The organism is Streptomyces sp. NPDC049627, assembly GCF_044465645.1.
In the GTDB taxonomy this organism is placed as follows: Bacteria; Actinomycetota; Actinomycetes; order Streptomycetales; family Streptomycetaceae; genus Streptomyces.
Genome location: NZ_JBITLW010000003.1, coordinates 243,649 through 269,254, shown reverse-complemented (window position 1 = coordinate 269,254; position 25,606 = coordinate 243,649). Strand labels below are relative to the sequence as shown.

Annotated in this window: 23 protein-coding genes and 1 pseudogene; 6 read left to right on the top strand and 18 right to left on the bottom strand. The window is 69.7% G+C overall.

Features of this window, described 5'->3' with window-relative positions; all coding sequences use genetic code 11:
- Positions 1 to 96: 96 nt before the first annotated feature.
- Positions 97 to 1,176: a succinyl-diaminopimelate desuccinylase gene (gene dapE / locus ACIBU0_RS10345; RefSeq protein WP_398814668.1), complete on the bottom strand. Its 1,080-nt coding sequence runs from the start codon at positions 1,174 to 1,176 to the stop codon at positions 97 to 99.
- 85 nt (positions 1,177 to 1,261) lie between these two features.
- On the opposite strand from dapE, the gene ACIBU0_RS10340 reads away from it, so the two are divergent.
- Positions 1,262 to 2,224 carry a heavy metal transporter gene (locus ACIBU0_RS10340; protein ID WP_398814665.1) on the top strand — a complete coding sequence of 321 codons (963 nt, stop codon included), beginning with the start codon at positions 1,262 to 1,264 and terminating at the stop codon, positions 2,222 to 2,224.
- 358 nt (positions 2,225 to 2,582) lie between these two features.
- A complete protein-coding gene (locus tag ACIBU0_RS10335) occupies positions 2,583 to 3,056 on the top strand; it encodes an ATP-binding protein (protein WP_398814662.1) in 474 nt (157 codons plus the stop codon).
- 216 nt (positions 3,057 to 3,272) lie between these two features.
- On the opposite strand, the gene ACIBU0_RS10330 is transcribed toward ACIBU0_RS10335, so the two are convergent.
- Positions 3,273 to 4,367, bottom strand: a complete 1,095-nt coding sequence (locus tag ACIBU0_RS10330) for a bifunctional succinyldiaminopimelate transaminase/glutamate-prephenate aminotransferase (protein WP_398814659.1) — start codon at positions 4,365 to 4,367, stop codon at positions 3,273 to 3,275.
- Between the two features lie 118 nt (positions 4,368 to 4,485).
- Positions 4,486 to 4,806 (bottom strand): ferredoxin, encoded by a 321-nt coding sequence (gene fdxA, locus ACIBU0_RS10325; RefSeq protein WP_003998156.1) that lies wholly within the window; start codon positions 4,804 to 4,806, stop codon positions 4,486 to 4,488.
- A gap of 110 nt (positions 4,807 to 4,916) precedes the next feature.
- Between fdxA and ACIBU0_RS10320 the strand changes: the two genes are divergently transcribed.
- Positions 4,917 to 5,939, top strand: coding sequence for a GNAT family N-acetyltransferase (locus ACIBU0_RS10320; RefSeq protein ID WP_398814655.1), 1,023 nt, complete (start codon positions 4,917 to 4,919; stop codon positions 5,937 to 5,939).
- Positions 5,940 to 5,991: 52 nt separating this feature from the next.
- Positions 5,992 to 6,843, top strand: coding sequence for a tetratricopeptide repeat protein (locus tag ACIBU0_RS10315; RefSeq protein WP_398814652.1), 852 nt, complete (start codon positions 5,992 to 5,994; stop codon positions 6,841 to 6,843).
- A gap of 93 nt (positions 6,844 to 6,936) precedes the next feature.
- Here ACIBU0_RS10315 and ACIBU0_RS10310 read toward each other — a convergent pair whose 3' ends face one another.
- From ACIBU0_RS10310 to ACIBU0_RS10255, 12 genes and pseudogenes are all read right to left on the bottom strand, one after another.
- On the bottom strand, positions 6,937 to 7,554 hold the full coding sequence (locus ACIBU0_RS10310; RefSeq protein WP_398814650.1) for a response regulator transcription factor: 618 nt from the start codon (positions 7,552 to 7,554) through the stop codon (positions 6,937 to 6,939).
- On the bottom strand, positions 7,551 to 8,714 hold the full coding sequence (locus ACIBU0_RS10305) for a sensor histidine kinase (protein ID WP_398814647.1): 1,164 nt from the start codon (positions 8,712 to 8,714) through the stop codon (positions 7,551 to 7,553). Before ACIBU0_RS10305 ends, ACIBU0_RS10310 begins: the two co-directional genes overlap by 4 nt.
- Complete coding sequence (locus ACIBU0_RS10300) at positions 8,711 to 9,451, bottom strand: ABC transporter permease (protein ID WP_398814644.1); 741 nt, start codon at positions 9,449 to 9,451, stop codon at positions 8,711 to 8,713. The genes ACIBU0_RS10305 and ACIBU0_RS10300 overlap by 4 nt, the downstream gene beginning before the upstream one ends.
- On the bottom strand, positions 9,448 to 10,356 hold the full coding sequence (locus ACIBU0_RS10295) for an ABC transporter ATP-binding protein (protein WP_398814640.1): 909 nt from the start codon (positions 10,354 to 10,356) through the stop codon (positions 9,448 to 9,450). Before ACIBU0_RS10295 ends, ACIBU0_RS10300 begins: the two co-directional genes overlap by 4 nt.
- A 131-nt stretch (positions 10,357 to 10,487) precedes the next feature.
- Positions 10,488 to 12,983, bottom strand: coding sequence for a hypothetical protein (locus ACIBU0_RS10290; RefSeq protein WP_398814637.1), 2,496 nt, complete (start codon positions 12,981 to 12,983; stop codon positions 10,488 to 10,490).
- A 249-nt stretch (positions 12,984 to 13,232) separates the two neighbouring features.
- Complete coding sequence (locus ACIBU0_RS10285) at positions 13,233 to 13,634, bottom strand: DUF6113 family protein (RefSeq protein ID WP_398814634.1); 402 nt, start codon at positions 13,632 to 13,634, stop codon at positions 13,233 to 13,235.
- Positions 13,631 to 14,503 carry an N-acetyl-1-D-myo-inositol-2-amino-2-deoxy-alpha-D-glucopyranoside deacetylase gene (gene mshB / locus ACIBU0_RS10280; protein WP_398814631.1) on the bottom strand — a complete coding sequence of 291 codons (873 nt, stop codon included), beginning with the start codon at positions 14,501 to 14,503 and terminating at the stop codon, positions 13,631 to 13,633. The genes ACIBU0_RS10285 and mshB overlap by 4 nt, the downstream gene beginning before the upstream one ends.
- Positions 14,504 to 14,566: 63 nt before the next feature.
- Positions 14,567 to 15,187 (bottom strand): hypothetical protein, encoded by a 621-nt coding sequence (locus ACIBU0_RS10275; protein WP_398814628.1) that lies wholly within the window; start codon positions 15,185 to 15,187, stop codon positions 14,567 to 14,569.
- A 196-nt stretch (positions 15,188 to 15,383) separates the two neighbouring features.
- Positions 15,384 to 15,644, bottom strand: a complete 261-nt coding sequence (locus tag ACIBU0_RS10270) for a hypothetical protein (RefSeq protein WP_398814625.1) — start codon at positions 15,642 to 15,644, stop codon at positions 15,384 to 15,386.
- Positions 15,641 to 15,988, bottom strand: a complete 348-nt coding sequence (locus ACIBU0_RS10265) for a hypothetical protein (protein WP_398814623.1) — start codon at positions 15,986 to 15,988, stop codon at positions 15,641 to 15,643. Before ACIBU0_RS10265 ends, ACIBU0_RS10270 begins: the two co-directional genes overlap by 4 nt.
- A 67-nt stretch (positions 15,989 to 16,055) precedes the next feature.
- Entirely contained in the window at positions 16,056 to 16,931 is an 876-nt protein-coding gene (locus ACIBU0_RS10260; protein WP_398814620.1) for a helix-turn-helix domain-containing protein, read from the bottom strand.
- A gap of 198 nt (positions 16,932 to 17,129) precedes the next feature.
- Positions 17,130 to 17,586: pseudogene (locus ACIBU0_RS10255) on the bottom strand (ATP-binding protein).
- 156 nt (positions 17,587 to 17,742) lie between these two features.
- On the opposite strand from ACIBU0_RS10255, the gene ACIBU0_RS10250 reads away from it, so the two are divergent.
- Positions 17,743 to 18,618, top strand: a complete 876-nt coding sequence (locus ACIBU0_RS10250; RefSeq protein ID WP_398814618.1) for a helix-turn-helix domain-containing protein — start codon at positions 17,743 to 17,745, stop codon at positions 18,616 to 18,618.
- Positions 18,615 to 18,815, top strand: coding sequence for a DUF397 domain-containing protein (locus ACIBU0_RS10245; protein WP_398814615.1), 201 nt, complete (start codon positions 18,615 to 18,617; stop codon positions 18,813 to 18,815). Before ACIBU0_RS10250 ends, ACIBU0_RS10245 begins: the two co-directional genes overlap by 4 nt.
- 6 nt (positions 18,816 to 18,821) lie before the next feature.
- Here the strand turns inward: ACIBU0_RS10245 and ACIBU0_RS10240 are convergent, their stop codons facing one another.
- Genes ACIBU0_RS10240 through ACIBU0_RS10230 form a run of 3 tightly spaced genes read right to left on the bottom strand, consistent with a single transcriptional unit; the run spans position 18,822 to position 25,506 of the window.
- On the bottom strand, positions 18,822 to 20,420 hold the full coding sequence (locus ACIBU0_RS10240) for an N-6 DNA methylase (protein WP_398814612.1): 1,599 nt from the start codon (positions 20,418 to 20,420) through the stop codon (positions 18,822 to 18,824).
- A complete protein-coding gene (locus tag ACIBU0_RS10235; protein WP_398815534.1) occupies positions 20,417 to 21,853 on the bottom strand; it encodes a restriction endonuclease subunit S in 1,437 nt (478 codons plus the stop codon). Before ACIBU0_RS10235 ends, ACIBU0_RS10240 begins: the two co-directional genes overlap by 4 nt.
- Positions 21,854 to 21,855: 2 nt before the next feature.
- Positions 21,856 to 25,506 (bottom strand): DEAD/DEAH box helicase family protein, encoded by a 3,651-nt coding sequence (locus ACIBU0_RS10230; protein WP_398814609.1) that lies wholly within the window; start codon positions 25,504 to 25,506, stop codon positions 21,856 to 21,858.
- Positions 25,507 to 25,606 lie beyond the last annotated feature (100 nt).

Sequence of the window (25,606 nt, the reverse complement as noted above, 5' to 3'; positions counted from 1 at the left end):
CAGCGTAGATCCACGCGGGTTACGGACGGGGGACGTGAGCATGACCGCCATGAACCGCCATCGCCGGAGTCCGGTCCCGGCGCCCGTCCCCCGGCGCTACGCCGTGAGCCAGGCCCTCAGCCGCTCCTCCCCGGCCAGGATCTTCGCGGTCTCCACCCGTTCGTCCCGCTTGTGCGCCAAGTGCGGGTTGCCGGGGCCGTAGTTGACCGCCGGGATGCCCAGGGACGAGAAGCGGGAGACGTCCGTCCAGCCGTACTTGGGGCGGGGGGTGCCCCCGACCGCCCTCATGAACGCCGCGGCCGCCGGGTGGGACAGGCCCGGCAGCGCGCCGCCGCTGTGGTCGTCCACCACGAACTCCTCGACGCCGCAGTCGGCGAAGACCTCGCGGACGTGCGCGATGGCCTCCTCCTCGGTGCGGTCCGGCGCGTAGCGGAAGTTGACGCTCACGACGCATTCGTCGGGGATGACGTTGCCCGCCACGCCGCCGGAGATGCCGACCGCGTTGAGGCCCTCGCGGTACTCCAGGCCGTCGATCACCGGATAGCGCGGCTCGTACGAGGCCAGCTTCGCCAGGATCGGGGCCGCCGCGTGGATCGCGTTCGAGCCCATCCAGCCGCGCGCCGAGTGGGCCCGCTCACCCGTCGTCTTCAACAACACCCGCAGCGTGCCCTGGCAGCCGCCCTCCACCTCGCCGTCGGACGGCTCCAGCAGCACCGCGAAGTCGCCCTCCAGCCACTCCGGACGGTTCTCGGCGACGTGCTTGAGGCCGTTGAGGTCCGCGGTCACCTCTTCGTTGTCGTAGAAGACGAAGGTCAGGTCGCGGTTGGGGGCCGGCACCGTCGCCGCGATGCGCAGCTGGACCGCGACGCCCGACTTCATGTCGCAGGTGCCGCAGCCCCACAGGACACCGTCCTCGTCCAGCCGCGACGGGACGTTGTCCGCGATCGGCACGGTGTCGATGTGGCCGGCCAGGATCACGCGCTCCGGCCGCCCCAGGTTCGTCCGCGCCACGACGTTGTTGCCGTACCGCTCGACCGTGAGGTGCGGCAGGGCGCGCAGGGCGGTCTCGATGGCGTCCGCGAGGGGCTGTTCGGTGCCGCTGACGGAGGGGAAGTCGACGAGCTGCGCGGTGAGCTTCGCGGCGTCCAGCGTGAGGTCCAAAGAGGTGTCGGCCATGCTGCCGACCCTAACGTGCCGGGCCGTCGGCCCACTTTCCCCACAGGACCCATACCACTCAGTAACCTCGGCTACCTTGGAGCACGTGCCAGAGCCGTCTCCCTCCTCCACACGTCGTGGCCGCCTCCTGCGTCGCGGGGCGGCCTTCCTGGTCCTGCTCGCCGTCGCGGGGTACCTCACGGTGCAGTACGTCACCGGAGGCACAGGAGCGCCGGGCTGCGCGGTCGTCTCCGGCAGGGGCGACGGCGCGCGGTACGAGTTCACGCCGGAGCAGGCGGTGAACGCCGCGGCGATCGCGGCCGTCGGCACCGGACGCGGGCTGCCCGAGCGGGCCGTGACGATCGCCCTCGCCACCGCGCTGCAGGAGTCGGGGCTGCGCAACATCAGGCACGGCGACCGGGACTCGCTGGGCCTGTTCCAGCAGCGGCCCTCGCAGGGGTGGGGCACGGAGAAGGAGATCCTGGACCCGATCTATTCGTCCGGCATCTTCTACGAGCACCTGGTCAAGGTCCGCGGCTACCGGGAACTGCCGCTCACCGTCGCCGCGCAGCGCGTCCAGCGCAGCGGCTTTCCCGAGGCGTACGCCAAGCACGAACCGGACGCGACCCTGCTCGCCGCCGCCCTCACGGGGCGTTCGGCCGCGACGCTGACCTGCGAGGGGCGCCCCGCGGCCACGCGGGACGCGGGTCCGGACGCCGTACGGGCGGCGCTCGCAAGGGACTTCGGGCGGCTGGAGTCGACCGCCGCCGAGCTGGGCTCCGCACGGGCCACGCCCACTCCCTCCGTGGTCGAGAGCGACGGGAACACCGTCCAGCTGCCCGTGACCGCCGACAAGGGTTCCGGCGGGCGCGGGGTCCGCGAACGGGGGTGGCAGCTGGCCCACTGGGCCGTGGCCAACGCCTCCGACCTGCACATCCAGCGGGTGTCGTACGCCGGGCGGGAGTGGACCGCCGGGAACACCGACAGCCAGTGGCGGGCGAGCGCGGCGCGGGGTGGCTCGGAGGCCGGGAGCGGGCTGGACTCGGTCCGTATCGTCACGACTCACTAGGGCCGGAAGCAGTGCGCGCAGCCGTTCGGGAACCCACTCCCACGGGTTACCCGGAGAGCCGGCCGGCGACGGCGTGCGCAGGTTTTCGCGCGGTCACCCTCATATCGGTCAAAGGCCTTGAGAACAAAGGGCTGTAAGGATTCCGCAGACTTTCTCGCCGGGCGCGTTTTGACCGTTTTTATCCGCAGGCGATAATGCGACGCATTGCCAACTCTTTACATTGCGGCGCCGCAACCTTCGCGGGCTTCGAGCGGTAGTCACTGCGTCCGAGCCCGGAGATCAACAGCCAGTCGGTCAACTGCCGGGCACAGACGGACACTTCATCGTTCTCATCCGACATATCCGTCGAAGGAGCATCATGTCCCTCCCCCTGACCCGCCGGATCGCCCGTGCCGCGCTGCTCGTCGCTGCGGGAGCGGCTGCCGGGGTCGGTGCGGCCGGCTCCGCCAGCGCGGCCCCCGAACTGCCCGACGCCTCGAAGGTCGGCGGGCTGACCGCCCTGGACGGCACGAGCGTCGTCGACGGCGCGGCTCAGAACGCCACCGGGATCGCCGGTGGCGCCGTCGACACGGCGGTCGACAAGGCACTGCCGACCGCGACGAAGGCCGGCGACAAGGTGACCAAGACCGGCGGCAAGACCGCGAAGAAGGCGGTGCCGACCGCGGCCAAGGCCGGCAGCAAGGTTGCGAAGAAGGCGACGCCCGCGGCGCAGGAGACCGCGGGTGGCGTGGCCGGGTCGGTCGGGACCGTCCTCGGTGACGCGGCCGGTGCGGCCACGCAGAACACGCCGAAGACCGGGTCTCTGCCGGTGCAGGCGCTTCCGCTCGGCTGACGGTCGGCATGCGCCTGACTTGAGCCGCCGACGGGGTTCAGGGAGTTCCCTGGGCCCCGTCGGCTTTTGCGTGTCCTACGTCGGCAGGGGCCGGGGCTGTTCGGCTTGCGCCCGGCGCTGCAGGCTGTGCCCACCCGTTCCGCCCTGCGGAACGACTGCCCACCGCGGTAGCGGCAGTGACGACACAGCGCCAGCCGCGGCAAGCCACAGACGCCGTTACGCCAGGCGCTGTACCGCCGCCCTCACCCGTTCGTCCGTCGCCGTAAAGGCCACCCGTACGTGCTGGGCGCCCGCCTCGCCGTAGAAGTCGCCCGGGGCCACCAGGATGCCGAGGTCGGCGAGGTGGGCGACCGTGGTCCAGCAGGACTCGTTCTTCGTGGCCCAGAGGTAGAGGCTGGCCTCGCTGTGCTCGATGCGGAAGCCGTGGGACTCCAGGGCGTCTCGGAGCGCGTTGCGGCGGGCCGCGTAGCGGTCGCGCTGGATGCGGACGTGCTCGTCGTCGCCCAGGGCCGCGACGACCGCCGCCTGGGTGGGCGCCGACGTCATCATGCCGCCGTGCTTGCGGATCTCCAGCAGGGGCGACAGGACCGCCGGGTCGCCGGCCAGGAAGGCGGCACGGTAGCCCGCCAGGTTCGAGCGCTTGGACAGCGAGTGGACGGCCACGATGCCCTCGTAGGAGCCGCCGTTCACGTCCGGGTGCAGGACCGAGACCGGGTCGGCCTCCCAGCCCAGCTCCAGGTAGCACTCGTCCGAGAAGATCAGGATGCCGTGCGAGCGGGCCCACGCCACGATCCGGGTGAGCTCCTGCTGGGAGAGGACCTTGCCCGTGGGGTTCGACGGCGAGTTCAGCCAGAGCAGCTTCAGGCCCCGCGGGTCCAGCTCCGTCGGGTCGTCGTACACCTCGTAATCCGCGCGGGCGAGGCGGGCGCCCACCTCGTACGTCGGGTAGGCCAGCCGCGGGTAGGCCACCTTGTCGCCGGGGCCGAGGCCCAGCTGGGTGGGGAGCCAGGCGACCAGTTCCTTGGAGCCGACGATGGGCAGGACGTGGCGGTGGGTGACCTCGCGGGCGCCCAGGCGGCGCTCCACCCAGCCGGTGATCGCGTCGCGCAGCGCCGGGGTGCCCCAGACCGTCGGATAGCCCGGAGAGTCCGCCGCGTCGATCAGGGCCTTCTGGATCAGCTCGGGGACCGGGTCGACCGGCGTGCCGACGGAGAGGTCGACGATGCCGTCCGGGTGCGCGGCGGCCGTCTTCTTGTACGGCTCCAGCTTGTCCCAGGGGAAGGCCGGAAGGCGGTCGGAGACTGCGGACACGGGATCTCGCTCACTTTCTGGTACTGCCGGATATGGCAACGCCTCGGTCCCGTACGGCGATCAAGGTGATCAGACCGTACGGGACCGAGGCGGCACGCGGTGCGGGTCGCCGGTGGTGTTACTCGGCCTGCGGCGGCAGCGCGGCGACGAACGGGTGGTCGCGCTCGATCAGACCCAGCTTGCTGGCGCCGCCGGGCGAGCCGAGCTCGTCGAAGAACTCGACGTTCGCCTTGTAGTAGTCCTTCCACTCCTCCGGCACGTCGTCCTCGTAGAAGATCGCCTCGACCGGGCAGACCGGCTCACAGGCTCCGCAGTCGACGCATTCGTCCGGGTGGATGTACAAGGACCGGGAGCCCTCGTAGATGCAGTCGACCGGGCACTCCTCGATGCACGCCTTGTCCTTGACGTCGACACAAGGCTGCGCGATGACGTAAGTCACGCTGTCGTTCCTCCTCGATAGGGCGCTGGCGGGCCTCCTCAGGCTCCGCCGCCTGGCGCGCGGGAGCGCGGCGTCGTCGATGCCCGCCCCTAGTATCTCCGTTCTTGGGCATGATCCGAACAGGAGGGGTCGACCGACCTGTGGAAATCTCTGCGACAGGGCGCCTTGAGGTCCGTATCACCGCTGCTGACGTGGGCAAACGGGTCTCCGTACGCCGCCTGAACGATCCTGCGTCTCCGGGTGAGAAGTTCACCGACACGGTGGGTGTTCTCGCATCGTGGGACGACGGTGTGCTGCTGATCACACGGAAGAGCGGCGAGACCGTCCGCATCGCGGAATCGTCGCTGGTCGCGGGGAAGGTGGTGCCGGGTGCCCCGGCCCGTCGCCGGGGGCCCTCCGCCACGTACGAGGAACTCGCTCGCGTCGCCACGCGCGCGTGGCGGCCGGCGGAGAGCGAACGGCTCGGCGAGTGGGAACTGCGGGCCGCGTCCGGGTTCACCCGCCGCGCCAACTCGGTGCTGCCGCTCGGCGACCCCGGGATGCCCCTTGAGGCCGCGCTCGACATCGTACGGCGCTGGTACGGCGACCGTGGGCTCCCGGCGTATGTCCAGACCGCGACGGGGGCCGAGGGCACGCAGGAGCTGCTGTGTGCGGAGCTGGAGCGGCTGGGGTGGGTGCGGGAGGTGTCCGCCGAGATGTGGATCGGGGCGCTGGCGCCGGTCGCCGACGCAGATGAGGGCGCCGGAGTGGTGCTGTCCCGGGAGGCGGACGAGGCTTGGCTTGCGCGGTATCAGCGCAAGGGGGTGAGCGAGGTGGCCCTGGAGGTGCTGGGGAGCGGGCCGTCGGTGTGGTTCGCGACCGTGCCCGGTGCGGCGGGTGGTGCGCCTGCCGCGATCGGGCGGTGTGTCGTGGACGGGCGGTGGGCCGGGTTCGCCGCCGTGGAGGTGGATCCGGCGCTGCGGCGGCAGGGTCTGGCGACCCGGGTGATGGCCGCGCTGGCCCGGCGGGCGCTCGACGAGGGGGCGTCGGCGGCGTGGCTGCAGGTCGAGACGGAGAACGTGGGGGCGCGGGAGCTGTACGCCGGGATGGGGTTCTCCGCGCATCATGCGTACCACCACTATCGATCACTGTGAGCAATCGCCGTCAGCTGCGGTACGGATCGCCGTGAAAGGGCACGAGCCAGCTATGCGTCCCCCCTATCCCCCGTCCCCCGAGCGCTCCGCCGAGCTGCGGCGGCGGTTCGCCGAAGAGGCGCGGTCCGAGCGGCCCGATCTGTCCATGCTCTGTCTGCTGGTGGGGGCCGAGGCGGACGGGGCGCTGGACGAGACGGGCATGGATGCGGTGCAGGTGGAGCTGGACGGGCTGGCGGGGCAGCTGCCGTTCCGGCCCGGAGGGCCGCGGGCGTGGGCGGTCGCCCTGCGGGAGCTGCTCGGGGAGCGGTACGGGTTCCGGGGCTCCGCCGCCGATTATCAGCGGCTGGAGTCGTCGTTGCTGCATCAGGTGCTGGTGCGGCGCAGGGGGCTGCCGATTCTGCTGTCGGTGGTGTGGATGGAGGTCGCCCGGCGGGCGGGGGCGCCGGTGTACGGGGTCGCGCTGCCCGGTCACTTCGTCGTGGGGTTCGGGCCGGCCGATGAGCAGGTGCTCGCCGATCCGTTCGACGGGGGGCGGGTGCTGACCGGGGGCGATGCGGAGATGCTGGTGGCCGGGGCCACGGGGGCGCCGCTGGATCCGTCGATGCTGACGCCGGCCGATCCCCTGGATGTGGTGCTGCGGATTCTGAACAACGTCCGGGCCTGGGCGGCGACGCGGCCCGAGCGGTCGGACGTGGCCCTGTGGGCGGTGGAGTTGTCGCTGCTGCTGCCCTCGCATCCGGCGCGGCTGCGGTTCGAGCGGGCGCAGTTGCTGGTGCAGCGGGGGGACTTCGTCGAGGGGGCCGTGGGGTTGGAGGAGTACGCGGAGTTGATCAGCGGGGTTGATGCTGCCGCGGCGGAGCGGGTGCGGGGGCAGGCCAGGGCGGCTCGGGCGATGTTGAACTGACGGTTCGCCTATTCGCCGTCAGGGGTCCTGTTGTCATGCGACTGCGGCTTCGTCGTGGCTTGTCGCGCAGTTCCCCGCGCCCCTCAAGAGGCGCTACAGCCACCCCTTTTCTCGTGCGATCCGCACCGCCTCCGCCCTGTTCCGGACCGCCAGCTTCTGGATCGCCGTCGACAGGTAGTTCCGCACCGTGCCCTGCGACAGGTGCAGGGCGGCTGCCAGCTCCGCGTTCGTGGAGCCGTCCTCTGCTGCTCGCAGGACCTCTCGCTCCCGGTCGGTCAGAGGGTTGGCGCCCTCTGCCAGGGCCGCTGCTGCCAAGGTCGGGTCGATGACCCGCTCCCCCGCCAGTACCTTGCGTACCGCCTCGGCCAGTTGGGCCGCCGGTGCGTCCTTGACCAGGAAGGCGTCGGCGCCCGACTCCATCGCGCTGCGCAGGTAGCCGGGGCGGCCGAAGGTGGTGAGGACGACCAGCTTCACGGCGGGCAGCTCGCGGTGCAGGAGGGCCGCCGCCTCGATGCCGGTCGCGCCGGGCATCTCTATGTCGAGGAGGGCCACGTCCACGTCGTGCTCGCGCGCCGCCGTCAGGACCTCGTCGCCGCGGGCCACCTGGGCGACGACCTCGATGTCGTCCTCCAGGCCGAGCAGGGCGGCCAGGGCCTCGCGGACCATCGACTGGTCCTCGGCCAGGAGGACCTTGATCGTGCGGCTCGTCATGGGGCGGATCCTACGTCGGCCGCCGGGCCCGCCGGCACGCGGGCGACCAGGCGGAAGCCCTGCCTGCTCCCGCCCGCCTCCAGGGTGCCGCCCGCCTTCTCCAGGCGTTCGGTGAGGCCGGTGAGGCCGTTGCCGGGACCGTTGCCCGCGCCGCCCGAGCCGTTGTCCTCGACGGAGAGTTCGAGCACCGGTCCGTCGAGGGTCTGGCGGCGGACCAGGTCGACGGTGCAGCGGCCGGCTCCGCTGTGCCGTACGACGTTGGTGACGGCCTCGCGCAGCGCCCAGGCGAGGGCGGACTCGCTCTCCTCGGGGACGCCGGAGAGGTCCGGGTCCTCGGCGGGCAGGCCGGCGGTGACGCCGGCCGCCGTCAAGGCCACCTTGGCTCCGGCGAGTTCGGCGGTCAGACGGGGGCGCCGGTAGCCGGTCACCGCCTCGCGTACGTCCACCAGGGCCTGGCGGCTGACCTGTTCGATGTCGGCGACCTGCTGGGCCGCCTTCTCGGGGTGGCCGGGGAGCATCCGGCCCGCCAGCTCGCTCTTCAGCGTGATCAGCGACAGCGAGTGGCCCAGCAGGTCGTGCAGGTCGCGGGCGAGGCGCAAGCGTTCCTCGTTGGCAGCGAGGTGGGCGACCGTGGCACGGGCCTCACGCAACTCGATGGTCGTACGGATCAGTTGGCGTACGCCGGTCATGGAGAAGCCGCCGAGGAGGGCCGGGAAGAGCAGGCCCCACAGGAACGACGTGCCACCAGGGACCACGAATGCGACCCCGGTCAGCAGGGCGGACACGGCCGGGATCGTCCAGCGGGCGAGGTGGAACGGCAGGGCGGCGCCGGAGGAGATCGCCACGTACACGAACAGGACGAGCCACTCCCGACCCAGCGTGAGCGCGAGGACCGTCGACTGGGCGGCCAGGACCGCCACCGAGCCGAGCACCACGCCATTGGTCTCGCCGCGCCCGGTGCGGAAGACCAGGGCGAAATACCAGGCGACGAAGGCGACGAGGCCGATCCAGCCGAGGACGCGGACTCCGTCGCTGTGTCCGCCGTGCAGCAGGTCACCCACGGGTGCGCTCAGGTACGCGAGCCAGATCCCGATCCAGAGGAACTTGACGACCTGCTGTCTGCGGTTCTGCGGGCGCTGCCCGATGCCGACGCTGCTCACGCCTTCAGCGTGTCCTTCCGGTACAGCCAGGCCGCGCCGCCGGTGAACAGGGCGAAGAAGACGGCGAGGATGGCGATGTCCTTCGCATGGGGGGCCTGGCTCTGTTCGATCGCCTGCCCGAGGGCAGCGTACGCGTGTGTGGGCACCCAGGTGGCGATGTCCTGCAGCCAGGACGGGAAGGACGTGGTCGGCATCCACAGGCCGCCGAGGATGGACAGCCCGAAGTAGGTGATCATCGTGATCGGGCGGACCGCGTCCCCGCTCGCGAGGTAGCCGAGGGCCACGCCGAGCGCGGCGAAGACGAGGCTGCCGGCCCAGATCGACCCGGTCAGCGCGAGCCACTGCCAGGCGTCGAGGCGTACGTCCTTCACGATCGCGGCGACGGCGAAGACGATCACGATGGACGGCAGGCTGACCACGGCGGCGCTCGCGGTCTTGGCCAGGACGTACCCGCGGCCCGGCAGGGTCGTCAGCCGCAGCTGCCGTACCCAGCCGCTCTCGCGCTCCTTGGCGATGCGCTCGCTGTTGCCCATCAGGACGGCCGTCAGGGCGCCGAAGGAGGCCATCGAGACCATCATGTAGGTCGGCAGGGTCAGGCCCGTGCCGTCGATCCTGGTCGTGCTGTCGGCGGTGCCCGCGATCAGCAGGAACAGGATGGACGGATAGAGCACCGAGAAGAAGAGGAACTTGCGGTTGCGCAGGGCGCGGGTGAGTTCCAGCCGGATCAGGCCCTTCATGACGTACGTGCCTCCTCGGCGGTGGTGATGGCGACGAACGCCTGCTCGAGTCCGAGCCCGGCGACTTCGAGGTTGCGGGGGTACAGGCCGAGCCCGTAGAGGGAGTGGACGGTCGCGTCGGCGTCGGAGGACTGGATGCGGACGGTACGGCCGGATATGTCGAGCGTCCTGAGGAAGGGCAGCGACCGCAGCGCGGCCTCGTCGACCGGGCCGTCGGGCAGGTCGAAGGAGATCCTGCGGGCCCCCGCCTTGGCCTTGATCTCGGCCGCCGTGCCATCGGTCAGCAGGCGCCCGCGATGCAGCACCAGCACACGGTCGGCGATGGCGTCGGCCTCTTCCAGGTAGTGGGTGGCGAAGAGGACCGTACGGCCCTGCTCGGCCTGTTCGCGCATGGTGGCCCAGAAGGCCTGGCGGGTGGTGACGTCCATGCCGGTGGTCGGCTCGTCCAGGACGATCAGGTCGCTGTCGCCCGCGGTGGCGAGGGCGAAGCGGACGCGCTGGGCCTGGCCGCCGGAGAGCTTGTCGACCTTGCGGTCGGCGATCTGCGCGATGCCCGCGCGGCTCAGGACGTCGGAGACCTGGTACGGCCTCGGGTGCAGGTCGCAGGCGAGCCGTACCAGCTCGGCGACGGTCACCTCGTCCATCAGCCCGCCGCTCTGCAGCATGGCGCCCACCCGCCCGGCGACGATGGCCTCGCGGGGCTCGCCACCGAAGATCCGCACCGTGCCGCTGTCGGGCTGCCTGAGGCCGAGCAGCAGGTCGAGCGTGGTCGACTTGCCCGCCCCGTTCGGACCCAGCAGGGCCACGGTCTCCCCCGGGTGCAGCGCGAGCGTCAGCCCGTCGACGGCCCGCACACTCCCGTAGCTCTTGGTCACCTGGTCGAATCCGACCACTGTCGTCGTCATGTGATCAAGAGTGGCTCCCGGCACCCCCGGTCCGGCAGTGTCGGTGGTCCTGAGTGCCGGATGACAGATGTCATACGACGGCCAGGGGGCACCCCGCGTGTGCCGGGTGCCCCCTGGTCCGAGCAGCTGCGCTACGTCGGGTTGGTGTCGATGGTGACGGTGCGCTCCGCCGGCGTCTTGCCGCGCAGGGCCTTGCGCAGGGCGGAGGCGACGTCCTCCGGCAGGACGTCACGCTTGCCGCTCGCGCCGTTGATCTGCACGCCGTCGAAGGTGGCGCCGTACGCCGCCTTGAGCGCCTTGAGGTCGTACGTGTCCACGAGCTTGCCGTCGATGGCCTTGACGCCGAGGATCTTCGGCAGGGACAGCGCGCCGAACGGGATGCTGTGGGAGGCGTCCGTCTGGACCGTGACCTTGGCGGCCATCGCCGGCTCGGCGAACTCCTTCATGAACCGGTCGACTTCGGCGTTCGTGACCGTCGGCTGGCGGGTGGTGGTCGCGACCTGCACCGGGGAGGGGTTGCCCGTCTCCACCTGGGTGCGGTACGCCTCCTCGACCGCCGAGGTCGACTTGGCGACGTCGATACCCTTGCCGGGCTTGCCGTACACGGCGACCGCCTTGCCCGACTTGAAGGAGACCGTGCCCTCGGTCACCGAGCCGGAGCCGCCGGAGACCTGCTCCAGGGCGGCGTGCAGCTTCTCCTCGTCGGTGGGCATGACCGGGTCGACGACGCGCTCCTGGCCGAACAGCGCGCCGATGACCGACACCGGGTTGTAGTCGCTGGTCGCGGCCGCGCTGACCGTGTCCTGCATGTTGAACTGCAGGCCGGCCTGGTCCGGCTCCAGTGTGACGGTCCTGCCGCCCACCGACAGCTTCAGCGGCTGGTTGACCCGCTTGTCGAAGGCGTCGTTGAGCTTCTTCACCGCTTCGTCGCGGGTGCCGCCGCCGATGTCGACGCCGAGCACGGTGGTGCCCTTGGGCACGTCGGAGTGGGCCATCAGCAGGCCGACGCCGTAGACGCCGCCGAGGAGGACGATCACTCCGCCGCCGGCCAGCGCCAGCTTGTTGCGGCCCTTCTTCTTGGGCGCGCGGGAGGCCGGGGCGCTCGACGTGTCCGGCTCGGGCAGCTTCGGGGGCGTGTGCGGCCCGGGCGCGTCGGTGCCGCCCGGCCCGAAGGGCCCGCTCTGCGCGCCGGAGGGCACGACGGGGATGCCACTCGTGACGGTGTGGCCGGAGACGTTGTCGGCGACGCCGCCGTAGTGCGGGGTGCCGGGCTCGGGGGCCGGTTTCTGCGGGGTGAGGATGGCGGTGTCGTCGCTCATGCCGCCGCCGGGGCCGAGGCCCGCGGTGTGGGGCGAGGTGCCGGGGCCGGCGGAGATACCGGAACCACCCGGACCGCCGGGGCCCGCGGGTCCGGGAGGACCACTCGGGCCGGCGGGGCCGCCGCCCAGACCGTTGCCGGGGCCACCGGGCCTGCTCGGGCCCGTCGAAATGCCGGAGCCGCCCGGACCGCCCGGGCCGGCGGAGATGCCGGAACCACCCGGACCGCCGGGACCGCTCGGGCCACCGCGCCCGCCGAGTCCGCCCTGTCCCCCGCCGGGCGCCGGCGGCACCGCCGGACCGTCGCCGGTGACCGGACCGGTCGTCGGGCCGGAGGGACCCTGCGGGCCGCCCTGGCCGCCGCGGCCGTTCGGGCCGCCGAAGTCGCTCGGCCCGTTGAAGTCGCCGGAGCCGTCGAAGCCGTTCGGGGCGTTGAAGTCGTTGGGGGCGTTGAAGTCGTTGGGGGCGTTGAAGTCGGCGGAGGGGTCGAAGCCGCCCTGGCCGCCCTGGGGGCCGTAACCGGCCGGGCCATTGGGGCCGCCCTGCGTGCCGTAGCCGTTCTGGCCGCCCTGACCGTTCTGGCCGCCGCTGCCGTTGTCCGAAAAGTACGGCAGGTCGTCACGGCGCGCCTCGCCGCCGGGGCGTGAGCCGTTGCCGTTGCCGTTGCCCAGCGCGCCTGCCGCCAGGGCCTCGGTCACGTCGAAGGAACCGGTGCCGCCGCCGTGCCCGGGAGCCACGGGTCCGCCGGTCGCGCCGGGGAGCCCCGCGCCCTTCGCACCGCCGGGACGGGATCCCGCGTCGGACCGGGTGCCGTTCGCGCCGCCGGGGCGGGAGCCGCCGGGCACGCCCATCGAACCGACGACCCCACCGGGCCGCCCGGTACCGGGCCGCGCACCGCCGGGCGCACCGGCATCCGTGCCCGCGCCACCGGGGCCGCCCGCGCCGGGGCCCGAACCGCCGGGCAGACCGGCCCCGTTCGTGGACGCTCCGCCCTGACCGCCCTTGGGCGCGGAGGACTTGCGCGGCGCGAACCAGTCGCTCGTCTTCTCCCCCGCCTGCGCCGCGGGCTCGGCCGGAGCCTCGGCGGTGCCCGTGGACGTGGAGGTGGGGGCGGACGGCGCCGACGGCTCGGGGTCCGCGACGGCGCCGGAGCTCTCGGCCTCGGCGACGGGCTTGCGCACGACGACCGGCGGAATGGGCCGCGACCCCGGGATGTTGATCCGGATCCGGGTCGTCAGCGTGGTCTCGGTCTTGCGTTCCTCCGGCTGCGCGGCCGAACGGCCCGCCTCCGCACCGCTGTCGGAAGCCATGGGGGTCCCGTACGGCGGCGTGCCCGAGGGGTATGCGGCTCCGCCGCGCCCGTTGGGCCCGGAGGACGGAGTGTCAGTTTCACGACTCAAGGCAGGTTCTCCCGGTTGGCTCCACCGCCTGTTCGGCCTCATTGCTTTGGCCGGTTCGGCGGCGCGCACCACCATACTGGCCACTTCCGGCCCGCATCCCACGACCGCCTGGGAAACCCACACGGGACTCGCACGAGTGGGTTGTGGAGAAGTGGTACGTCACTTGCCATGTCGGACGCCGTCGGCGTCCGGTTGCCGCACGGGGGCAAGGGTGGCGCAGATCACAGCCACCGCCATGCCACCGAGCAGGAAGAGGTAGGAGGCGGCTCCCGTGCCGAAGACGAAGTCGCCCTCCGGGCGGCTGGCGGTGAGCAGAATGACGGTGATCATCCAGCCGCCGGCGGGCGCGACGGCCCCGGCCCGGCTGCCCGTCGCCCGGCCGGCGCCCAGACAGAGCCCGGCCTCGCCCGCGAGCGCGAGCAGCAGGCCGCCCGGGAACCACGCGGGCTGCACCAGTGCCCCGGCCACCCCGACGACGGCACCGAGCACGAAGAGCCCGAGGTAGGCGAGGACCCGCAGACCGGAGGGCCGCTTCAGGGGCTGGGCGAGCATCGAGCTCATGACGCCTCCTCGGCACCGGTACCGGCGACACCGGCGAACAGGTCGGACTCCGTCTCCGCGGCCCTGTCCCCGCGCACCAACTCGTAGTACTCGGTGGTGAAGAGAGGCTGCGCGAGCTCGTTGGAGAGCGCGAAGTACAGGTCGGCCACGTCGATCTGGGTGGCGTGCGCCCGCATGGCGGCGGCCTTGGCGGCGGCGTACGCGGTGCCGTCGATCACGGTGGTGATCCGCTCGTCGGCCACGACACCTGGTACGCCGTCGACGGTGGCCGCCTTGCTGAAGGGCAGTCCGGGCAGATCCGCCTGAAGCCGGGCGAAGGCCTCCTCGGCGACGGTGCGCGGGACGCGGTTCCAGTAGATCTTGGGGATCCGCCATCCGGCCTCGGCGGCCAGCTCGGCAGCGCGCATGGCGATGCGGTGGGCCTGGATGTGGTCGGGGTGGCCGTATCCGCCGTCGGGGTCGTAGGTGACGAGGACCTGGGGGCGTACCTCCAGGACCACCTCGACGAGAGCCCGGGCCGCGTCGTCGACGTCCGCCTGCCAGAGGCAGCCGGGGTCGTCGTTGTCGGCGATGCCCATCATCCCGGAGTCCTCGTAGCGGCCCTTTCCGCCGAGGAGACGGAAGTCCTCGACGCCGAGCTCGCGCATCGCGGCGGCGAGCTCGCCCAGGCGGTGTTCGCCCAGCTCGGCGCCGGTCAGGTGGTGCAGCTCGGGGGGAATGACCTCGCCGTGCTCGCCGAGGGTGCAGGTGACCAGGGTCACATGGGCACCCTCGGCCGCGTACTTGGCCATGGTCGCGCCGTTGTTGATCGACTCGTCGTCCGGGTGCGCGTGCACCAGGAGGAGACGCCGGGCGGGCAGTTGCGTCATGAGCCCACCCTACGAGGGCGCCGCTCCCGCGCCCCTGCCCACCCGCCGCCTCCCGACCGCCGGTCACCCCTCTTCGTCGAGGACGTGAGCGACGGCGAGCGCGATGCGCTCGATCCAGTCGATCGCATCGTTGACGGCGGCCTCGTCGATGGGGCGACGTTGCTTCAGGTCGCCGTCGATCAGGTCGGCGTCATGCGCGATCTTGTTGCGTCGCTGAGTGATCTCCAGGTAGCGGCTGCGAAGCGTCTTCTCGTTCAGCGAGGTGCGCCCCTGGAAGAACGTCTGGTTGATCCATCCCGCGGCCTCGTACCAGACCTTCTTCTCCGTGACGAGCTTGAGTACCTCGGAGATCTTGCCGGGATGTTGGAGGGACTGAGGGGCGAGCTTGTCACGCAGGTGCTCGACGACAGCCTCGGACACCGTGACCTCGCCTCGCTTCACCGCCTCGACCCTGTGCAGCGGCAATTCGTAAACACGCAGCTGATACGGCATGTCGGGGCTGTCCTTGGCCGCCAGTTCCGCGACGCGGCGCAGCACTTCCTCGTGCAGCCAGTGGTCGATCGCGGCGACAGCCTGCACCCAGGCCGCGCGATAGAAGTCGTCGATGTCGATGGTGGGCGAGTTGAAAGGGGTGAGCATCCTGCCCGCTTCGACCATGCGCCGGGCGTACGACAGGTTCGTCATGAACGCCTCGAACTGACGCGTCTGCGGTCTGGGAACAGCCATGGGTAACCCCCGAGGAACTCTCCGTCACGATCTCTACGTGCACGATTCCCGAGGTGGACGGGGTTGAGTCAAGCCGGGCACGACAGACGCGGAGCAAGGTGGCCGATTCCGGCCCCTGAATTTCCGGATCGCGTCCCTCCGGTCTCCCTGCCGTTCAGAAGCCCAAGTACGTGATCTGAACGACGTAGACCCGCTCGCTTCGCACGACCACTTGGTACCGAATCATGCCTCCTCCGGGAACAGGGATTTGGCGGCCTCGAGGATCGAAACCCTCGTAGGCCCGGCCGTGGACATGGAGAGCCTCGGCCGCCCTGACCAGTTCGTCGGCCGCACGTTCGATGGCGGCCAAGAAGTCGAGCGGAAGGGAACGGGCGGCCTCTTCGGCCCCGAAGGCGTACTCCCATTTCCAGCTCACTCGCGAATTGCCTTCATCGATTCGTCGAGAACGGCGCTCAGCTCGCGAAGGGCCTCCCACGCGATGGCAGGATCCTCGTGTTCCAGGTTGCTCTGCGCCTTGGCGTAGCGCGCGGACAGATCTGGGCGACGGGCGATCTCGATCTCTTGAGCCCAGCTCAGGACCCAGCTCTGGACTGGGCTCACAGACTGCCACTCGACTGCTTTGGCGAAGGCCTCGTCCTTCCTGGCCTGCATCTCGTCCAGGCGACCTGGCGCGACGATGGCCAGAGCTGCACGCAGGGCATCAGGGGTCAGCTCGGGACGAGGGATCAGTTCGTTTCCGTGGTCGGCCTGAGTGCTCATGGTGTCCTCCGGAGGGTGCCCCGGCCAGAGTATCCGGCCGACGCGCGGGGAACAGGGCGGAACGGGCTCAGGCGGCAGCGGCAGCGGCAAGGGGAGTGCGGCAGTCACGGCAGTGTCCTGGGGTGGGTGAGCGGAAGCCTCGGTCGCAGCCTTCGCAGTTCTGGATGGGGTGCCGGACCGTCGGCGGCGGGGTCGGGGCGCGGAACGGTGGTGGGGCCGGGAGCTGTGCGGCGAGGCGGTGGGCCAGGAGGGCGGCGGGTCGTCGTGGCCCTTCGGGCGGTAGGTCCGCGGTGAGGGCCTGGCGTACGGCGGTGGGGGTGACGTCGCGTTCCAGCCAGGCGGCGACGCCGGGAGTCAGATGGGCGGTGTCGCAGGCGGAGAGGAGGAGGCGCGGGTCGTGGCGGCGGAGGTCGGCGAGGAGGTCGGTGGCCTGCTGGAGGAGGGCGGGTGCGGGGTAGGCAGGCTGGGGGACTGCGGGGAGGGGCTTCTTGCGGGGCGCCCGCTTCTTCGTCGGCGTCGGGTGTGAGGGCCGGGCGGGCTCGTCGTCGTGGCGCCGGCTCCCTGGCTGGTTGCAGGAGACGGTGCGGGTGACGATACGGCCGCCAGGGATGCGGGTGCGTTCGCGGCGCAGGTAGCCGTGCGCTTCCAGCTCGCGCAGAGCGGCGGCGATGCGGGTCGCGCCCTCAGGGAAGCGGGCTGTGAGGGTCTTGATGTCGACGCGGGCACCCTTGGGCAGCGACTGGATGTGACAGGCGAGACCGATCGCGAGGAGGGACAGCTCCGGATGCTGGATGAGGTGGTTGCCGATCACCGTGAAGCGGGTGGTGTGGCGGGTGTTGTCGTGAGTGAGACCGCCGCCAGCATGGGGCCGCCGGTTCCGGTGTTTCTTGGCGGCAGGCCGGGACTCGGCGCGCGGGGGCGCGCTAGGGTTCTGCGTATCCATCGGGAAGCTCCTACTTCCTCGGTGGTCAGGCCCTCGCACTGGGATTGCCGTCCCGGCGGGGGCCGTCGCATGTCTGCGGTTGTGTTGCGCTGAGCGTATGGCCAGCAAGGGGCTGCGAATCCAGCCGAGTTGGCGATGTTCACCCGGCCGGGTGAGTTTGCGCCGCGGGCGGGAGGGGTGGGGCTTGGTCGGGTTCTTTCACCGTCGTGGTCCTTGGGAAAGACCGCCCCTCGCACCGGAGCACGAGTGGTCGGGTCCCGGTGGCGTACCTACTTCGCACTCGGCCCACACCGTCTTGCGGGGGTACGGTCCGGGGGCGGTGCCCCAGCGGTCTGCGAGCGCGTCGACGAGGCCGTTGCAGTTGAGGGAGACGGTCGCCCCGAGTGTCGGTGACCTCGATGCGCAGGGTGTCACCGACGACGTACAGGGTGAGCTGGAAGTCTCGGCCGGGGACACGGCTGTGCGTGGCGGCGTTCGCCGCGAATTCGGCCGCGATGAGCGCCGCCGGGTCCGACGGGAGCCCCCAGGAGCGGAGTTGCTCGGTGGCGAGCAGGCGGGCGAGGCGGGCTCCTCGTGAGGTGGGTGACAGCTGCACGCTGAAGTTGCGGGTGGCTGTTTCGAGTTGGGCCTCGGTCGAGGCGATTTCTTGATTCACATCACTGAGCGTGGCGGTGTGCGCTTACCGTGAACAGTGACGATGCCGTTGCGTACGGTGACCGTCCGGGGCTTGTCTGGTGGTGTCCGGGCTTGCCGGGACAGGGCGCACGGGTACGGGGCGGGTCGGGACGGCCGTACGACGGAGGGCGCGGAAATGTCGGTGGACGGTGAGGTCAGGCGGCTCAAGAGCGAGGCCGACGAGCCGGGTTGGGAGGTGGACCCGGACGACGACTGGGGCGTGGCGGTCGTCGCGACCGTGGGGCGGCAGCTGAAGCTGCGGCGGGAAGCGGTGGGGATGCGGGCCGCCGCGTTCGGGGAGGCGGTGGGGTACGGCGAGGACATGGTGTACAAGATCGAGGCCGGCAAGCGGATTCCGCGGCCCGAGTACTTGGACATGGCGGACGAGGTGTTGGGGGCGGGTGGGCTGCTCTCGGCGATGAAGGAGGACGTGAAGAAGGTTCGGTATCCGAAGAAGGTGCGGGACCTGGCGCAGTTGGAAGCCAAGGCGGCCGAATTCCAGCTCTACGACCCTCTGAACATCCACGGGTTGTTGCAGACGCCTGAGTACGCGCGTGCCCTGCTCCTGATGCGGCGCCCCGCATACACCGTCGACGAGGTGGAGCGCTTCATCGCTGCGCGCGTGGCCCGCAAGGCCGTATTCGAACGAGACCCGGCGCCTGAGATCAGCTTCGTCCTGGAGGAGTGGACACTTCGTCGTCCGCTCGGAGGCAAAGCAGCGTTGCGCCGCCAGCTCGAACATCTGCTTGAGGCAGGGCAATTGCGGAACGTCGAGCTTCAAGTCATGCCGATGGACCGCGAGGAGCACGCCGGTGTTGATGGCGGAATCGAGGTGCTCAAGTTCACCGACGGCTCGGCGGTGGGACGCTCACCAGTCGTGGCCGGCGGTCGCCCTGTGCCCGAGCCGAGGCAGCTTCGTATCCTTGAACTGCGGTATGGCATCATCCGGGCTCAGGCTCTCACCCCGCGTGAGTCAGCGGCATTCATCGAGCAACTGCTGGGGGAAACATGATCCGCAACACGTCGACTTTCGACCTGGTGTGGTTCAAGAGCAGCTACAGCAGCGGCAGCGAGGGCGATTCTTGCGTCGAGATCGCCACCACCCCCGGCACCATCCATGTCCGCGATTCCAAGCACACCGCAGGCCCCCAGCTCGCCCTCACGCCGGGGGCCTGGTCAGCTTTCGTGCCCTTCGTGGCCAAAGACTGACAGCGGCTACTCGACCTCCGCCTCCGGAACGTCGACCTCGCCGCCCAGCGAACGGGCGATGGCCGTGAACTCGATCAACGCGGACTGAAGATCGCGCACGATCTCCTCGGCGATCTCCTCGGGTGACAGTCCGCTGTCGGCGTCGTCGAGGGCGGGGTCCTTCATCCATGTGATGTCGAGGTTGACCTTGTCGCGGGCGATCAGGTCCTCGTAAGTGAACTTCTTGAACGGGCCGTTCTCGTCCTCGGACTCCACGCGGGACGACCGGGGCTCGCCGGGCCGGTAGGCGGCGACGAAGTCGTCGAGGTGGGCTCGGGTCAGCGGGCGCTGCTTGAGCGTGAAGTGCTGACCGGTTCGGAAGTCGTAGACCCAGGTCTCGGTGGTGAGATGTTTCCCGTCGGCGCGCGGAGGCCTCTTGTCGAAGAAGAGAACGTTGGCCTGGACGCCACCAGCGTAGAAGATGCCCTTCGGCAGTCGCAGGATGGTGTGGAGGTCGAACTCGTCGAGCAGCTTGCGGCGGACCTTCTCACCGGCGCCGCCCTCGAAGAGGACGTTGTCGGGCAGGACGACCGCCGCTCGGCCGCCGACCGCCGTCAACGACATGATGTGCTGGAGGAAATTCAGCTGCTTGTTGGTCGTGGTCGCGGTGAAGTCGTCGCGGTCGTACTGGATGTCCTCCTTCTCGACCTCGCCGTCCTGGCCGATGACCGTGATCGCGGACTTGCGGCCGAAGGGAGGGTTCGCGAGGACGAGGGTGGCGTGCTTGCCGCTGGGCTTGTCGGCCAGGGCGTCGCCGACGTGGATGAGGCTGGGGCCGTCGCTCTTGCCGATGCCGTGGAGGAGCATGTTCATCGCGGCGAGGCGGGCGGTGCCGGTGACGAGTTCGTTGCCCCAGATCTTGCGGCCCTCGTCGTAGGCCTTCCGCTCGTCCAGCGACATCTTCTTCATGTGGTGGTCGCGGATGTAGGCGTGGGCCGCGATGAGGAAGCCGCCGGTGCCGCAGGCCGGGTCCGTGATGGTGTCGTCCGGGCCGGGCTGGGTGACGTCGATCATGGCGTCGATGAGGGCGCGGGGGGTGAAGTACTGGCCGGCGCCGGTCTTGGTGTCGGAGGCACCCTTGGCGAGCAGGCCCTCGTAGGCGTCGCCTTTGAGGTCCGTGCCGGTCATCGTCCACTCTTCGCGGCCGATCAGCTCTACGACCAGCTTTTCCAGAAGGGCCGGCTTGGTGATCCGGTTCTGGGCGTCGGCGAAGATCGTGCCGATGGTGGTGTCCGGGTGCCGACCGAGGTGTTCGAGAGTGTCGCGGTAGTGCTTCTCCAGGGCGGCACCGCGCTTACCGACGAGCGACTTCCAGTTGTACTCGGGAGGCACGACAGCGCTCATGTCCTGACCGTCCCACGGATCGTTCTCGATCTCGTCGACCATCTTCAGGAAGAGCAGGTAGGAGAGCTGCTCGACGTACTCGATGGTGGACATGCCGTTGTCACGGAGGACGTTGCAGTAGTTCCAGAGCTTGGAGACGAGCGTGTTCGTCTGAGCGACGGCCTTGGCAGTCTGCTCGGCGGACTCGTTCGCGGGCTGCTGGTCTTCGACGGGGGCGGTCACAGGTCGAACTCCTGCTGTATGGCGAGGGCGGTGGCGGGGGTCGGTGCAGGAACGAAGGCACTACCGGACAATGTCGACCTGGCTGAGGATCCGCGTCCGGATTTTCCGGGCTTAGCTTCTGGCCGAGAGGAAATCCGTGAAAGAAGGAGAGATGCGGGCTCTTCCCTATTATCTTGGGGCACCAAATCACCACTAAAGGCCACCGAAAGCAAACGCCGCCGCAAAACCCGTGCTCGCGCCTCAGCGGAATCAACGTAGCGTCCAGAATTATCAGCCTGCTCCCGCAGGGCTTGACACTGAGCCACAATTTCGAGTTGTTCCTCCCGGGATGGAACCAGGAAGGGGACCTTTCGCAAATCCTTCATATAGATTGCGGCAACGTTCGTTGAAGCCTTACCCTTGCTCAGCCGACGGAAGCCAGGAGAGTTCAACTGCAATGCCGCAAACTCAGGCACGATCGATGAAGCAAACCGAATTCGCGTAATGTTCTCATTGAACACCCAACCCTGAATTCGATCATCAACGACGGCCGACTTGCCTACGAGCTCAGCGCTATTCTTACTGTTGAAGAGTACGTCACCCGGTTCCAAACCGTACTTGTCAACGGCTTCTTCGTCGGCCTGTACATGGACTACCTGCTCAAGGTCCAAGTTGCCGTCTGAAGTGATGTTGTTCATCTTCAAGTAGGGAACCCCTGCCTCCGCAGGGACCAGATGACGCTGAGCTCTGCTCCACCCTCCTTGAGAGCTAGAGATTACCTCACCGAGGGGACATTCTAGTGAGCCGGCCTGTGCTAGTTCACCAAGTCGGTTGGCTACATACCTACCAGTCAGCTGACCACTCAGGCGACGAGCACGACTAACGAGGCCACGTGCGATATCAAGACGCGACAACTGTTCTTCGAGGGCATCGACGATACGGTGCTGCTCTGCGATCGGCGGTACTGCGATACTCACCTTGGCCAGGTTCTTGCCCGAGATTCGTTTGCGGGTGGTACCCGTCTGGTATTGAGAAATCTGCTGTCGCACCTGAGGCGAGTTAATGGCCCACATGAGCCAACGGTTGAACACGCCAGACTTGCCGGGACGAAGAATCCGGACGTCCACGACGGTCACCGCAGGACGGTCGCTTCCAGGGAACAGGCAGGCTCTTCCCAACGGCTCAGGCATCCGCGCGATCAGCACATCGCCCGGCTCCAAGTAGGTGCAGCGCAGACGGTCTGCCGTGGCAGCGGTTAGGAACCGGCTACTCCGGTCCCGGAAGGTCCCCTCACCTATGTCAGCCAGCTGAATCAGGCGCACTTCACCGTCTGGATCCTGGTCCTTACTCTCCACCCAGTCTCCGTCGGTGAAAACGCCGTCGGACGCCACCAGCTCACCGAGCGTCGCCCAAGCCCATCCCGCTGGAAGCTCCCTTTCCCCATCCACGCTCACGCTCAAGCCAGTTCCTGATTCAGCTCATCCAACAGTTCCAACGCCTTGTCCTTGTCCCCGAACGCCCGCATGAAGCCCCGGCCTCCGCCCCGCTCGGTAAAGGGCGCGTGCCCAAAGTCCGACGGCTCGATGCCGATGTCGGCGGCAATGGCGTTCTTTATCCGGTCCAGCCACCACACCTGGTCCTCGGTGAACTCCACGCCCGCCTGCCGCTGCCGCAGCAGCCAGCCCTCGAAGCGCTCCTCGACCACCGTACGGTACGGGCGCAGCTCATCGTCCGCGCCGAGCTCGTAGCGGATGAGTCGGATCAGGTCGCCGAGGCCCGCCTCCTTGCCGGGGCTGGCCGCCGCCTTGCCGAGCTGTTCGTAGTGGTCCCAGAGGACTCCCGTCGTCCAGGCCCGGTTCGTCGCCCGGATCCGGCCCGCCAGCTCCTTCAGCGCGTCCCTCGCCTCGCGCGGGCTGACTCGCACCCCGCTGCCCAGCGCGACGCGGATCGCCGCGTTCTGGTCCCGCTGCTCCTTCTCCAGCAGCGAGTTCCACTCGGCCAGCTCCTTGCGGGCCCTCTCCGTGCGCGGTATCTCCCGCATCCCGGTGACCCGGACTTCGGTCGTCTCGTCGTACGTCAGGTCCTGCTGGTGACGGATCTCCAGGATCAGCTTCCGCAGCTCCGGGTTGCCGGTCAGCGGAGCAACCGCGTCCTGCACCAGCTTCTTCGCCAGCTCGGGACCGCCCTCATGACGAGCCCGGTCCTGCGTGTCCACGTCCACCGCGTCCGTAACCCTGCGCGCCAAGTCCGCAAGGCTGACTCCCCCGGACGTCTGGGCCAGAAGCTTCCTCTCGTCCTCGCCCAGCTGACGGTCGATACGGGCCAGCCGACGCGCCAGCGTCTCCGCCTCGTCCGCAGTCAGCGACCGCGTACCGGTCTTGTCGAGGAGCTTCGCCAGCGAGACGCTCTTCTCGCCCGCCGGGATCAGCGGCCTCGCGTCCACCAGCGGAGAGTCCGTGACGCCCACCGCGTCGATCAGGACGAAACGGTCCTTCGTCAGGTCGGGCGCCGCGTCCGGCGTCACCGCCTTCAGCTCGTCCGCGTCGATCGAGCGGGCGCCCCGGCCCTTCATCTGCTCGAACAGCACCGGGCTCTTGATCGACCGGAGGAAGATCACGCACTCCAGCGGCTTCACGTCCGTACCCGTGGCGATCATGTCGACCGTCACCGCCACGCGCAGCCGGGGAGAGTTGCGCAGGTCGTTGATCAACGAGTCGGGATCGTCGCCGTTCTGCCTCGACCGGTACGTGATCTTCTTCGCGAACGCGTCCCCCCGGCCGAAGACCTCCTTGACCTGCTTCAGCACCTCTTCAGCGTGATCGTCACCCGCCGCGAACACCAACGTCTTCGGGAGGTCCGCCCGGCCCGGGAACCACCGCTGCCAGTTGTTCCTGTACGTCGTCAGCACGGCACGGATCTCGTCCTCGGTGATCACCGTACGGCCGAGCTGCGCGGTGGTGTACTCGAAGTCCTCGTCGAGTTCCTCATAGCGCTGCGTGCGGGTCTGGCGGTCGCGGATGCGGACCGTCGTACCCGCCTCGATCTTCGCGCCGCCGTCCTCCCGGATCGTGGTGTTGACGCGCACGATGTCGAAGTCGACGTTGACGCCGTCGGCCACGGCCTGCTCGTACGTGTACTGCGACACCATGTTGTTGTCGAAGAAGCCCTTGGTCTGACGGGTGGGCGTGGCCGTGAGGCCGACCAGGTGGGCGTCGAAGTACTCCAGGACACCGCGCCAAAGACCGTAGATCGAACGGTGGCACTCGTCGACCACGATCACGTCGAAGGACTCGATCGGGACGTCCGGGTTGTACTCGACCGTGATCGGCTCGTCCGCCGCGTAGGTCTCGTCCAGGGTTGAGGTCTTCTTGTCGTCGTCGCCCGAGTCGGACCCGGACTTCCCCGGGGTCGCCGTACGCGCGGCTGTCTCGTTCGACTCGGGCTCGTCCGTCTCCGGCCCGTCCGGCAGCTCCTCCCCCTTGAGCAGCGCGTACATCCGCTGGATCGTCGAGATCACGACCGCCGACGTGTCCTGAAGCCCGCTTCGGCCCAGCATGTCGACGTTGTAGAGGTCGGTGAGCTTCCGGTTCTCGTCCGGCGTCCGGTACTTGTCGAACTCGGCGTGGGCCTGCCGGCCGAGGTTGTTGCGGTCGACGAGGAAGAGGATCCGGCGGGCGCCCGCGTGGCGGAGCAGGCGGTACGTCTCCGTGACGGCCGTGAACGTCTTGCCGGCGCCCGTCGCCATCTGGATGAGGGCACGCGGCCGGTCGGCGGCCAGAGACCCCTCCAGGCCCGTGATGGCGTCGACCTGGGCCATGCGCAGGCCGTGGGTCTCCAGGAGCGGCATGTTCGTGCGGAGGGCCGCACGGAAGGTGGGCGTGTCCGGCTCCTCGTCGGCCCGCTTCATCCACGCGGCGATGGTCTCGGGGCGGTGGAAGGTGAAGACCTCCCGCGAGCGGGCGTCGGGGTCCACACGGTTGAGGAAGTACGTCTCCGCGCCCGTGCTGACGTAGCGGAACGCGAAGGGCTCTTCCCTGCGCCACACCGCCATCGCGTGCTCCTTGAGCACACCTGCCGCGTACCGCTCGTTCTGTGCGAGTGCTCCAGAGAGAGCCGTTCCCTCGCGCTTCGCCTCGATGACGCCGACGATCTTTCCGTCGACGTAGAGGACGTAGTCGGCGCGTCCCGTGGCCAGGGTGAACTCTTCGACGGCGACGCCCCTGCCCGCCAGCGGGTTCGCCTCCGCCTTGCTCTGGATCAGCCAGCCCGCCTTCGCCAGCATCGCGTCGATCTTCTTCCGCGCCTGCACCTCGTTGAGCGGCGCCGGGCGCTGCGCGCGCTCCACGATGGCGTCCCGGGCCGCGGAGGCGACCTTGCGGGGCTGGAGGCGCTCCCGGTCGTACTGCTGCTGGTGAGCCGCACGCAGGTCGGCGACTTGTGCCCTCAGCTCCTCTATCTCGGCGGCGTACGCCGACTTCGACAGCTGCGCGCTCGCGATGAGTGCCTCGGCCTCCGCGCGCGCCCGCCGCTCGGCCTCCAGACGGTCACTGGTCTCGGACAGCTTGACGCGCGACTCGGCCAGCGCACGGCGATGACCCTCCAGAGCCTCTTGGAGTTCGGCGATCTCCTCGGGCTCGGCGGACGGCACGTCCGCAGGGAGCGACGGGGGGACGAAGGCGGAGACGGTTCGCGTCCCGCCCATGGCGCGGTCGAAGAGGTCACCCAGCTGCCAGCACAACCTCAGCGCTTCGAGTGCCTTGGTCGTGTCGAAGAGGTGATTGTGCGCGGCGTCGTTCCGGCCCCGGCGCAGCTTGTCGAAGGCGTCACGGCTCCAGCCGACCAGCACGCCGGCCCGTGTGAGGGCGTTGAGACGGTCGAACTGGGTCGTGCCCTCGACGCGCGTGCCGGTACGGGTGACGAACTCCTCGGCCAGGACCTCGCCGAACTGCCCGGCACTGACGTAAGCGGCGTTCGGGTTGGTCAGAACGGTGAGTTCCGCCTGCGAGCCGTAGATGGCCAGGAGGGGCTGGTACCCGTACAACCGCCCGAAGTTGGGCGACGCCTTCGCCAGCTTCCGGAGTCGATCGTCAACACTGCCACTGTCCACGCGCCGCTGCCTCAGCCTTCGCTTGTCCTAGATCGGTCAAGCTTAGGGCGACCAGGCGCCGCGCAGGGGTGGAACAGGTCGGTCGGAGCGGGCTCCGACC